We start from the raw sequence: 12500 nt of genomic DNA on the forward strand, positions 1-12500 counted from the left end.
AAGGAGTCGTGCATGAAGAGGCCCATGAGAAAACTACTGGCCCTGGCGTTCTTCGCCATACTTTCCAATCTCGCTACCGCGCAAACACCCCAGCAAGAAAAAATGAAGGCCTGCAATGCGGATGCGGCAAAGAAGGAACTCAAGGGCGGCGATCGCAAGAAATTCATGAGCCAGTGCCTGTCCGCGAAGAAAGAAGAGCAAGCGGATAAGAAGAAGGAACTCACCGCCCAGCAGCAAAAAATGAAGGGCTGCAACGCCGAAGCGAAAACAAAGGATCTCAAAGGCGATGCGCGTAAGAAGTTCATGAGCGAGTGCCTCTCCAAGTAATCCGCGGTCTCTCGCATGCACAAAAAACTCCGCTAGCGCGGGGTTCTTTATGCGTTTTGCGAACCTAGCCGGGCGGCACTGCGATGAACATCCTTTGTTCGTTGCGCTGAATGAGCAACGCGACTGGCCGGCCACCGGAGGCCGACCCCGCCAAGGAGTCCAGTTGCGAAGCGGAGGTGATTTTTTCGCCATTAAGCGAAACCACCACGTCGCCTTGGCGAACACCGGCTTTTTGCGCCGCGCCCTTGGCCTGCCTCACCAACGCGCCGCCCGGCACACCCAGTTGTTTCTGCTGGCTGGACGAAAGATCCTCCACCACCAGCCCTAGTTTGTTCGCGGAGCCGGAGCCGGGCTCGCCGCGGGCCATGACCTTCTCCGGCGAAAATTCTCCCACCTTGATGGCGATCTCCAATTCCTTTCCGCCACGCCAGATTTTGACCTTGGCCTGGGCGCCAGGACGCGTCGCGCCGACCAATGGAGGCAAGTCGCGCGAATCGCGAATGGGTTTGCCGTTGTAGGCGAGGATCACGTCACCCGCTTCCACACCAGCCATGCCGGCGGGCCCGCCTTTCTCGATTTCGGCCACCAAAGCGCCCTCCGCGTTGGTTAACCCAAAGGACTTGGCAAGCTCGGGGCTGAGTTCTTGAATTTTCACGCCCATGCGCCCGCGCGCGACCTTCCCATGCTCTTTGATCTGCTTGGACACATCCATGGCGATGTCTATGGGAATGGCAAAGGAGATACCCATGTACCCGCCTGAGCGCGTATAGATCTGGGAGTTGACGCCGATCACCTCGCCGCGCAGGTTGAACAACGGGCCGCCAGAATTACCGGGGTTGATGGCGACGTCGGTCTGAATGAAAGGCACGTAATTTTCGTCTGGGAGTGCGCGCCCCTTGGCGCTGATGATGCCCGCGGAGATGCTGTTCTCGAAGCCAAAGGGAGCACCAATGGCCGCCACCCACTCGCCCACCTTGGTGTTCGCTGGATTGCCTATGGGCGCGACAGGCAGGCCTTGCGCTTCGATCTTGACCAGCGCCACATCCGTCTGCCGGTCCGTGCCTAGGACCTTGGCTATGAACTCGCGCTTGTCCGTGAGCTTGACTGTAACGCTCTTCTCGTCGCCGACCACATGGGCGTTGGTCAATATCTCGCCATCGGCGCTGACAATAAATCCCGAGCCCATGGAGGCCCGCTTCGGGGTGGGACCGGGATGTCCGCGAAAAGGCTGGAAGCGCTTGAACAACTCATCCCACGGCATACCGAAGGGCGGCGGCGCAGTGGAATCTTCGTCTTCACCGGCCGCCTCGCGTGCCACGGTGATATTCACCACGACGGGGCCTTGCCGTTCCACCAAAGCGGAAAAATCCGGGAGCTGCAGCGGGGCCACAACGGCCGCGGCCGAGGGTTGCGGATTGGCTTGCGCGGAATTCGGTACGTCAACCTTTTGACAAGCGGCGAGCAACAAAAGAAGCGCGAAAGCGCAACGGCGAGCCATCATGCAAACTCCTGGATAGCGAACGGGATCACGCTTAGGTGGGACCTGCCCCGGGTAGTTCAACCTGGAACGGCACGCCGCACAAGGTGGCCATTGACCGCCCGTCCCGCGCGCCCTTCACATGAAGCGGTTTACACGCTTAGAGCGTGAACACGGTCGAGCCGGTGGTCTTGCGTCCTTCCAAGGCCCGGTGGGCCTGGGCGGCGTCCTTGAGCGCATAGCGCTGGTTGATTTCGATCTTGACCTTGCCCGCTTTCACCACATCGAAAAGTTCGTTGGCGCTGGCCACCAAGTCTTCGCGACGGCCGGTGTAGACCATGAGCGAGGGACGCGTTACGTAGAGGGAGCCCTTTGCGGCCAGCAGATTTAGATCGAACGCCCCCACGGGGCCGGATCCATTACCAAATACGGCGAGCAATCCGCGCGGCATCAAACAATCCAGCGATCCGGCGAAGGTGTCCTTACCCACCGAGTCGTACACCACGGGCACCTTTTTGCCGCCGGTGATTTCCATGACGCGCTCGGCGAAGTTCTCGCGCGTGTAAACGATGGTGTGGTGGCAACCGTGTGCCTTGGCGATGGCCGCCTTTTCGTCGGACCCGACCGTACCGATCACCGTCACGCCCAAAGCCTTCAGCCACTGGCAAGCGATCAGACCCACGCCCCCCGCCGCCGCGTGAAACAGCACCGTCTCGCCCTTCTGCACCCGGTAGGTACGGCGGATCAGGTACTGCACGGTCATGCCCTTCAGCATCATGGCCGCGGCCTGCTCGTCGGTAATCCCTTCAGGGACCTTGACCAAACGATCTGCTGGTATCAGACGCAACTCTGAATAGGCGCCCACGGGCCCGCCGGCGTAAGCCACGCGGTCTCCCACATTCAGATAGTCCACACCCTCCCCTAACGCATCCACTACGCCCGCAGCTTCCAGGCCGATCCCGCTGGGCATGGGCAGCGAATAGAGCCCGGACCGGTGATAGGTGTCGATATAGTTCAGCCCGACCACGGTATTACGCACGCGTGCCTGGCCCGGTCCTGGTGCTCCAACTTCGACATCCTCATGGACCAAGACCTCTGGTCCGCCCGGCTTATGAAATCTAATTGCTTTGGTCATTTTCTAATCTCCTGTACGTACTCGCGAACAAAACGGTGGATCCTTGCCGGGCGCGATTCTATCAGCGGCGCAGATGATCGCCAGCATTCATCGCGGATCGGACGATTCGCGCCGCTCCGGGCTTTGCGACTGGATAGGCTGCGCCAGCGTTCGCTGGATGTGAAGCGTGGTTCAACGCCGGCGCCTTATCACAGGCGCTCTTCTATGCCTTATTCAGAAATTCCCGAATCTCGGGGTAAATGCTTTCTCGAAACCGGCGCCCGCTAAAAATACCGTAGTGCCCAACCCCTTGCACGCACAGGTGGCGCCGCCGCTTCGCCCCAATCCCCGTGCACAGATCGTGAGCAGCCAATGTTTGCCCATTGCCGGAGATATCGTCCAACTCGCCTTCCACCGTGAACAACGAAGCACCGCGAATGGCGGCGGGTTCCACCAAACGCCCCGCGACCTTCATCTGGCCCCGAGGCAGGGCAAACTCCTGGAATACGGTCTTGATCGTGTCGAGGTAGTACTCGGCGGGCATGTCGAGGACGGCGTTGTACTCGTCGTAAAAGCGGCGGTGGGCATCCGCGCTCTCACCGTCACCGGCCACCAGGTGATTGAAGAATTTGCGATGGGACTCCATATGCCGGTCCACATTCATGGACAGAAAACCCCAGTGCTGAAGGAATCCCGGATACACCCTGCGCGCATGCCCGGGATAATTCCAAGGTACGCGGTGGATCACGTTACTTTCAAACCAAGCGTGCGAGCGCCGCGTGGCCAGCTCGTTCACCTTCGTGGGGTTGCGCCGTGCATCGATGGGCCCGCCCATCATCACCAGGGCCTTCGTCACACATGCATCGTTATCCTGCGCCATCAGCGACACGGCGGCGAGCACGGGCACGGTTGGCTGGCACACGGACATCAAGCTTAGACCAGGGCCCAGATACCGAATGAATTCCCGGCAATAGCCAATATAGTCGTCCAGATGAAAAGCACCCGCGCTCTTGGGCACCATGCGCGCATCCAACCAATCCGTCACGTATACGTCGTAATCCCGGAAGGCCGTGCGCACCGTGTCTCGCAGCAGTGTTGCGAAGTGACCCGAGAGCGGGGCGAAAATGAGAAGGAGCGGACCCCGGTCCGCCACCTCCTTCTCGAATCGCAGAAGATGGCAAAACGGTTTTTGGATCACCGTTTCTATCCGCACATCAACGGGCGCGCCATGGATCTCGGCATGGCCGATACGCCAGGCCGGCTTTTCGTAATTGCGCAGCAAGCGCACGAAAAGTTCGTGTCCCGCCGCCGCTTGGCGGCTTACCAACGTATGAGAAAGCGGGCTATGGGGATGACTGAAAAGCTGGTGGTTGGCTTGAGCCCAGGTAACGAAGGGGGCGGAAAGGGACTTTTGTAACTCATGCAACGAGTACAGCATGGGAGGACCTTGTTATTGTGATAGCGAGTCGATTATCGCAATCGCGCCACGGTATCCGTAAGAAATCGGGGAACACGCCTCCCCGTAACCAGGACGAAACGGCGCGCCAAAGTGGAATCGCGGGTAGATTTGCAGGCGGATTTGCACGGCGAAGGGTAACCGGCAGGGACGCCTGGAGATGTTGCCAGCAAGAACTAGCCCACGGCCTTGCGCTCCCGCTCCACCAATTCACGCCGGAGGATCTTTCCAGAAAGTGATTTGGGGAATTGCCCGGTGAACTCCACGATACGAACCTTCTTGAAGGGCGCCACGCGCGCGGCGACATAGTCCATCACCTCTTGCGCGCTGAGTTCCCCTTTGCGTACCACGAAGGCCTTGGGCACTTCGCCATGTTCTTCGTCGGGGCTGGGAATCACGGCGGCGTCCGTGATGGCAGGATGGGACACGAGCACGGCTTCCAATTCCGCGGGCGCGACTTGGTAGCCGCTGTTCTAGGATGACCGAGGCGTCCGGATTCCCCGTTAACTGCTGCGCCACACTGGCGGCGACTCCGGGAAGAAATCCCACTCTTGCCAGAAACCGCTGCGTTTCCGCGGGCAGTTGGTCGAATATCTGCCCGGCGAAATAGTCGAAAACGGTCTCCAGGTTCAGCGTGCCGGCCTCGTCCTCCCAGAGCGCGCCCTTGCGAATTCGCTCGATTAGCAGAGTGAGCCCCGCGGCCCAACCTCCGCTGCGCTCATGCAAACGCCGCAGTTGATCCGGCGCCAGCGCCACCGTATCGCCTGCAATAAGACGGGTCTCGTCCAATGTGAGGCGTAAATCATCCCATTCCAGCAGGGTGACGTTCTTGTTGGCAATCAAGCGTGCGTAGTGCGAAGGAGGATCGGCACGGCTGATGGCGGCGAGGTTCATCTTCGCGGGGACCTCCGAGACCGCCTCCGCCACCACCTGGTGAAAGAGGCAATCCACCGGCACCTCCTGGTAGTTGTCGAGCACCAGAACGGAAGCCGGGGGAAGCCTGAAAAAAAGCTCCCGAAAAAAACGCCGCGCGAAACCCGCCACATCGTGCAGGTATTCCGGCGTGAGCATGGGCAACGGAGCGGCGTCTGACTCCGCATGGGGTGCTGCCGCCAGCCCAAGGTAGTAGAAGAATGTCGCCAAATCCGCGTCTCCCGGATCCACTTGGTACCAGATTCCGGGGATACCGCGCGCATCCAGCCAACTCGCCATTAACGTGGTCTTGCCCGCGCCCGGCGGGCCCACCATGCAGATCCCAGCGTGGGATCGCGCCTCATCCAACCAACGAAACAAGCGCTCGCGCTCCACCACCCCGTGCAGCCGCGGACGAGTCAATTTGGCCAGCGGCGAAAGAGTCTTGAGCATGGCGGGCGATCCTCCACGCTCAGCTTACCCAAATCCAAGCTACAAGTAATCTACAGATGACGAACGGTCTCATCTTGGCGAATCCTCGGATCGCGGCCGCTGATCTGCTAACCTCGCCAAAAAGGAGGCAGGCCCATGGACCAAGAACTCGCATTTTCTTCAGCCAAGAAACTCGCCGCGCGCCTGCGGCGGGGCAGCATCGGCTGCCTGGAGTTGCTCGATTTTTATCTCGCGCGGGTAGAGCGGTACAACCCGGCGCTCAATGCCATCATCGCGATGGATATAGACGGGGCACGCAAACGCGCGAAAGCGGCGGACCGGGCATTGCGCCGCGGCGAAGTGTGGGGACCTTTGCACGGCGTGCCCATGACCATCAAGGAATCCTTCGATGTGGCAGGCATGGCCACCACCTGGGGACTGGCACAGCACCAGTACAACATCGTTGCAAAGAACGCACTTGCCGTGGACCGGTTGAACGCGGCGGGCGCGGTGCTCTTTGGCAAAACCAATGTGCCCGTCATGCTGGGCGATTGGCAGACCTTCAATCCCCTCTACGGCACGACGAACAACCCGTGGGATCTGACTCGCACTCCGGGCGGCTCATCGGGCGGCGCGGCTGCGGCGCTGGCGGCCGGTCTTACCGGTTTGGAGACCGGTAGCGACATCGGAGCGTCCATACGCAATCCTGCCCATTACTGCGGTGTCTACGGGCACAAGCCCACTTTCGAGGTGTGCTCGGCCGTTGGGCAAAACTTGCCGGGCGTGCTGGCCAATAAGGATCTCAATGTGATTGGCCCCATGGTGCGTCACGCGGAGGATCTTGCCTTGGCCCTTGACGTGATTGCCGGCCCTAGCGAAACCGATGCACGCGCATGGCAATTGAAATTACCGAAGCCGAAAAAAACTCGCTTGCGCGATTTTCGCGTGGGTCTATTGGTCACCGCGGAAACCGCGGAAGTCGATGAAAGCATTCAACGGTTGCTGCGGAAGCTGGCGGAGTTTCTTGTCCGCTCCGGAGTGAAGGTAAGCGACAAGGACTTGCCGAAAATCGATCTCGCGGCGGCCCACCGGATATTCATCCAGTTACTTCGCGCGGCCACCTCCAGTTCGCTCAGCGACGAAGCCTTTTCGCGCGCGCAAACCGCGGCGCGCAATTCCGCGCTCGACAACGACGATTATTATCAATGGATGACGATCGCACAGGCCATGCCTCACCGAGATTGGCACGCTTGGAACGAACACCGCCTCCAAATGGCGGCGGCCTGGGAGGACTACTTTACGCAGTACGACTTGTTGCTGTGCCCTGCCGCCGCCACCACCGCGTTTCCGCACAACCAAAAAGGCGAGCGCTGGGAGCGGGTGATTACGGTGAATGGCAAACCCCAACCCACCACCACGCAAATGTTCTGGGCCGGATATTCGGGGATGGCCTATCTTCCTTCGACGGTGGCCCCCATAGGCCTCGCGGAGGACGGTCTACCAGTTGGAGTGCAGATCATCGGGCCGCGCTATGGCGATCACACGTGTATCGCATTCGCGCAGATGCTGGAGAAGGAGTACTACCCTTTCACCGCGCCTGCGGGATTTACCTGAATCCAGGGTGTGGAGACGAGATGGCCGATTTTATTTTCCTGCTGCAGAATGTTGTTTCCGGCCTCCTCCTGCCTCCCTTAGCTCCGGCTCTGATAGTCCTCCTTGGGCTCATGCTGCGAAGAAGATGGGTAGGGGCCGGATTGATCGCAACGGGCCTTGTGTCGGTAGTGCTGTTATCCACCAATGCGGTGTCGAGCGCTCTGCTCGTGAGCTTGCAAGTATCCCAGGCACTGAGTCCTACGAATCTTCCACGGGCCGGCGCCATCGTAGTGCTTGCCGGCGGCCTGCGCGAGCAAGCGGCGGAGTATGGCTCGGACCAACCCAATATCTTCACTCTGGAGCGCTTGCGATATGGTGCTTGGCTTGCGAAACGCACCGGTTTGCCGCTTCTTGTCACTGGCGGCTACAAGTATGATGGCCCCACGGAGGCGCAGGTGATGGCGCAAACACTGCGCGATGAGTTCGGGTTGCAGCCGCGCTGGGTGGAGTCGCGCTCGCGCGACACTTCGGACAACGCCTCTTACTCGGCCGAGTTGCTGCGCGAGGCCAAGATCGCGCGCGTATTGCTCGTCACCCATGCATGGCATATGCGCCGCGCCCTATTGGAATTCAAAGCGGCGCATCTCGATCCAGTTCCCGCTCCGACGGTATTCGCGCGCGTGCCCAACAAACTCACATTCGTTGATTTTCTTCCCACGGCGCGAGCCTACTTCAATAGCGGATTCGCATTGCACGAGTGGTTAGGCATTGCCTGGGCGAGTCTTCGCGGCCGCTAAACCCAAATAAAAAAGCCCGACCTTTTGGGTTGGGCTTTTTTGGGTAAGTACCCTGACGATGACCTACTTTCACGCGGTAATTCCCCGCACTATCATCGGCGCTGCGGCGTTTCACGGTCCTGTTCGGGAAGGGAAGGCGTGGGTCCACCGCGCTATGGTCGTCAGGAATTCGTTTGGCCTTGCGGGGCAGGGCAGGAGTCCAGGATCTAGGACTCCGTTCTCATGCCGCCTTCGGGCGCATTCCTTGATTGGGCTTGAGCTTTTGCCGGCTCGAAGCCCGGTATTCGATCCGCGGTGCGATAGCGCTCGCACCATAGATATATTCAGAAGAAGTTCTTTTTCAGCGCTGAGTGTTTATCACTCATGGGTTGGGTTGCATCGCGTACTTTGATTGCCTTGGGCTTCAGTGGACAACTCCAGAGGGGCGGCGGATTTTCTGTCCTCCGTCCTCTGTCTTCTGTCCCCTGAACCGCTTAGGGTTATAGGATCAAGCCGCACGGACCATTAGTACCGGTTAGCTCAACGTGTTGCCACGCTTCCACACCCGGCCTATCAACGCGGTGGTCTTCCGCGATCCTTCAGGGACCTTGCGGTCCGGGAGGTCTCATCTTGGGGCAAGTTTCCCGCTTAGATGCTTTCAGCGGTTATCTCTTCCGCACATAGCTACCCGGCAATGCGATTGGCATCACAACCGGTACACCAGCGGTGCGTCCACTCCGGTCCTCTCGTACTAGGAGCAGCCCCCCTCAAACCTCCAGCGCCCACGGTAGATAGGGACCAAACTGTCTCACGACGTTTTGAACCCAGCTCACGTACCACTTTAAATGGCGAACAGCCATACCCTTGGGACCGGCTACAGCCCCAGGATGTGATGAGCCGACATCGAGGTGCCAAACGACCCCGTCGATGTGAACTCTTGGGGGTCATCAGCCTGTTATCCCCGGCGTACCTTTTATCCGTTGAGCGATGGCCCTTCCATACAGAACCACCGGATCACTATGACCTGCTTTCGCACCTGCTCGACCTGTCCGTCTCGCAGTTAAGCTCGCTTGTGCCATTACACGACCAGTACGATTTCCGACCGTACCTAGCGAACCTTCGTGCTCCTCCGTTACTCTTTGGGAGGAGACCGCCCCAGTCAAACTGCCTACCATGCACGGTCCCCACCCCCGCTTCAGGGGGCAAGGTTAGAACCGCAATGACACCAGGCTGGTATTTCAAGGTTGGCTCCAGCGAACCTAGCGGCCCGCTCTCAACGCCTCCCAGCTATCCTACACAGATCTCATCACAGTCCAATGCAAAGCTACAGTAAAGGTGCACGGGGTCTTTCCGTCTAGCCGCGGGTAGATTGCATCATCACAACCATTTCAACTTCGCTGAGTCTCAGGAGGAGACAGTGGAGCCATCGTTACGCCATTCGTGCAGGTCGGAACTTACCCGACAAGGAATTTCGCTACCTTAGGACCGTTATAGTTACGGCCGCCGTTTACCGGGGCTTCGATCAAGAGCTCGCACCCCATCACTTAACCTTCCGGCACCGGGCAGGCGTCACACCCTATACGTCGACTTGTCGTCTTGGCAGAGTGCTGTGTTTTTGTTAAACAGTCGCGGCTCCCGATTCTCTGCGACCCCACTGGGCTCCGGCTGTTCGCCTTCACCTACATGGGGCACACCTTCTTCCGAAGTTACGGTGTCAATTTGCCGAGTTCCTTCTCCTGAGTTCTCTCAAGCGCCTGAGAATTCTCATCTCGCCCACCTGTGTCGGTTTGCGGTACGGTCAACTCTAGACTGAAGCTTAGAGGCTTTTCCTGGAAGCTTGGTATCGGTGAGTTCGCGGGCACGAAGCCCACTCCTCATCACGCCTTGGCTAAGCCGCACGGATTTTCCTATGCAGCACGCCTACACGCTTAAACCGGGACGTCCAACACCCGGCTCACGTAACCTTCTTCGTCCCCCCATCGCATCTAGAGCCGGTACAGGAATATTGACCTGTTTCCCATCAGCTACGCCTTATGGCCTCGCCTTAGGAGCCGACTCACCCTACGCCGATGAACGTTGCGTAGGAAACCTTGGGCTTTCGGCGAGCGGGCTTTTCACCCGCTTTATCGCTACTCATGTCAGCATTCGCACTTCCGATACCTCCAGCAAGGGTTCCCCCTCGCCTTCACAGGCCTACGGAACGCTCTCCTACCGCCAGAGGACAGAGGACAGAGGACTGAGAACAGATAAAAACAAACCGCACACCACGTCTTCTAGCCCCACTTGGCATGAAGACCATTGAGCATTTTCGCAATGTCGCTATAGCTTTTGTTCCAGTCCGACCACCGAGTTTCCTCAATGTGGCCCAAATCCAAACTGTAACGCGCCCATACTCGCATTTCGTCCGCCGAACCCATCGCCATGAGCAGGAATCTTTTGAATTCCGGCTTGGAGACGTTCTGCTTGCCAAATCCTTCCGCGATATTGGCGCATATGCCTTTGCTGGCCCGGCGCATTTGGCGCCCCAGCTCATATTGCTCATGCTCAGGATATTTCATGGTCTCGCGGTGGATCTCCAGCGATTTTTCATACGCCTTTTGATACACCACCAAGTCCGTGAAGTCCTTGATACTCGGTTGGTTCATATCTGTCCTCTGTCTTCTGTCATCTGTCCTCTGACCCGCAGCTTCGGTGCACAGTTTGAGCCCCGCTGAATTTTCCGCGCAGGACGACTCGACCAGTGAGCTATTACGCTTTCTTTGAAGGATGGCTGCTTCTAAGCCAACTTCCTGGATGTCTATGCCTTCCCACCTCGTTTACCACTTAACTGTGTCTTGGGGACCTTAGCTGGCGGTCTGGGTTGTTTCCCTCTTGACGACGGACGTTAGCACCCGCCGTCTGTCTCCCGTGCTTATAACTTCCCGGTATTCGGAGTTTGCCATGGTTTGGTAGAGCTAAACGCCCCCCTAGCCATAACAGTGCTCTACCCCCGGGAGTCAACACACGAGGCGCTACCTCAATAGCTTTCGGAGAGAACCAGCTATTTCCGGATTTGTTTAGCCTTTCACCCCTACCCACAGCTCATCTCCTACTTTTTCAACAGTAGTGAGTTCGGCCCTCCAAGTGGTGTTACCCACCCTTCAGCCTGGCCATGAGTAGATCATCCGGTTTCGGGTCTACACCCACCGACTTAATTCGCCCTATTCGGACTCGGTTTCCCTTCGCCTACCCTATTCGGTTAAGCTTGCCAGTGAATGTAACTCGCTGACCCATTATACAAAAGGTACGCAGTCACGGAACAAGTCCGCTCCCACTGTTTGTATGCATGCGGTTTCAGGCTCTATTTCACTCCCCTTCCGGGGTTCTTTTCGCCTTTCCCTCACGGTACTGGTTCACTATCGGTCGATGACGAGTATTTAGCCTTGGAGGATGGTCCCCCCATCTTCAGACAGGATTTCTCGTGTCCCGCCCTACTTGTCTTACGCTTAGTTCCACCACACCAGTTTTCGCCTACGGGGCTATCACCCACTTCGGCCACCCTTTCCAGAGTGTTCGGCTAACTCGATGGTTAAATCGTAACGGCTTGTCCGATTTCGCTCGCCACTACTCTCGGAATCTCGGTTGATTTCTGTTCCTCTCCCTACTGAGATGTTTCAGTTCAGGAGGTTCGCTCCAGGTACCCTATGAATTCAGGTACCGGTGACCTTGCGGCCGGGTTTCCCCATTCAGACATCTGCGGATCAATGCTCGTTTGCCAGCTCCCCGCAGCTTTTCGCAGGCTGCCACGTCTTTCTTCGCCTGTCATCGCCAAGGCATCCACCCCATGCACTTTAATGCTTGACCCTATAACCCTAAGCCCACTCCTTCGCTCTTCGGAGAACTCTCGCCCTCCTCCGTTCTTCAGAGTGTTGCCTCAGATCAACCGGTCAAAGCACGCTTGGTTGTCCCCGCTGGCATGAGTGACCCGCGGGGAACTTTGATGCTTCTTACCCAGGTTCTTAAGCTCGCTTCAATCCCCCTTGGCTCTTGCCTTATTTAGCTCTCGCCTGATTCAGCTTTCGCCTTCATGGGATCTCCGCGCGCTAAGAACCGCGCTTTAATTGAACTTCTTCCGAATTTTTAAAGAACAGCTTGCCACTCCCCATAAGGAGTGAGGAGTAAGAAGAAAGAGGTCAACGCCCATTAGCGCCTTTACCCCTCGCCCCTCACTCCTAACCCCTCACCGTGCCAGAGGACTGAGGACAGAGGACAGATCAAGAAGCGCCGTGGCACCCACATTCTGCCCTCTGTCTTCAGTCCTCTGTCCTCTGGTATGGTGGAGCTGAACGGGATCGAACCGATGACCTCCTGCTTGCAAAGCAGGCGCTCTCCCAACTGAGCTACAGCCCCCTATCAGAGGACTGAGGACTGAGG

General features: G+C 58.2%; 7 protein-coding genes, 1 tRNA gene and 2 rRNA genes. 3 read left to right on the top strand and 7 right to left on the bottom strand.

Annotated elements, in window-relative coordinates; genetic code table 11:
* Positions 1-24: 24 nt before the first annotated feature.
* Positions 25-327 (top strand): phosphate starvation-inducible protein PsiF, encoded by a 303-nt coding sequence (locus EXR36_01975; GenBank protein MSQ58439.1) that lies wholly within the window; start codon positions 25-27, stop codon positions 325-327.
* Between the two features lie 64 nt (positions 328-391).
* Here the strand turns inward: EXR36_01975 and EXR36_01980 are convergent, their stop codons facing one another.
* The 4 genes from EXR36_01980 to EXR36_01995 form a co-directional block, all read right to left on the bottom strand.
* A complete protein-coding gene (locus tag EXR36_01980) occupies positions 392-1828 on the bottom strand; it encodes a DegQ family serine endoprotease (GenBank protein ID MSQ58440.1) in 1437 nt (478 codons plus the stop codon).
* 136 nt (positions 1829-1964) lie between these two features.
* A complete protein-coding gene (locus tag EXR36_01985; GenBank protein MSQ58441.1) occupies positions 1965-2939 on the bottom strand; it encodes a quinone oxidoreductase in 975 nt (324 codons plus the stop codon).
* 202 nt (positions 2940-3141) lie between these two features.
* Positions 3142-4356 carry a polyhydroxyalkanoate depolymerase gene (gene phaZ, locus EXR36_01990; GenBank protein ID MSQ58442.1) on the bottom strand — a complete coding sequence of 405 codons (1215 nt, stop codon included), beginning with the start codon at positions 4354-4356 and terminating at the stop codon, positions 3142-3144.
* A gap of 194 nt (positions 4357-4550) precedes the next feature.
* Positions 4551-4817, bottom strand: a complete 267-nt coding sequence (locus EXR36_01995) for a hypothetical protein (GenBank protein MSQ58443.1) — start codon at positions 4815-4817, stop codon at positions 4551-4553.
* Positions 4818-5874: 1057 nt separating this feature from the next.
* On the opposite strand from EXR36_01995, the gene EXR36_02000 reads away from it, so the two are divergent.
* On the top strand, positions 5875-7332 hold the full coding sequence (locus EXR36_02000; GenBank protein ID MSQ58444.1) for an amidase: 1458 nt from the start codon (positions 5875-5877) through the stop codon (positions 7330-7332).
* Between the two features lie 20 nt (positions 7333-7352).
* Positions 7353-8108: a YdcF family protein gene (locus EXR36_02005; protein MSQ58445.1), complete on the top strand. Its 756-nt coding sequence runs from the start codon at positions 7353-7355 to the stop codon at positions 8106-8108.
* Between the two features lie 50 nt (positions 8109-8158).
* On the opposite strand, the gene rrf is transcribed toward EXR36_02005, so the two are convergent.
* The 3 genes from rrf to EXR36_02020 all read right to left on the bottom strand — a co-directional run bounded on the left by rrf (position 8159) and on the right by EXR36_02020 (position 12476).
* Positions 8159-8274 (bottom strand): 5S ribosomal RNA (gene rrf / locus EXR36_02010).
* A 301-nt stretch (positions 8275-8575) separates the two neighbouring features.
* Positions 8576-11937, bottom strand: a 23S ribosomal RNA gene (locus EXR36_02015).
* A gap of 463 nt (positions 11938-12400) precedes the next feature.
* Positions 12401-12476, bottom strand: a tRNA-Ala gene (locus tag EXR36_02020).
* Positions 12477-12500: the final 24 nt, after the last annotated feature.

It is taken from the genome of Betaproteobacteria bacterium (genome assembly GCA_009693245.1).
Taxonomy (GTDB): domain Bacteria; phylum Pseudomonadota; class Gammaproteobacteria; order Burkholderiales; family SHXO01; genus SHXO01.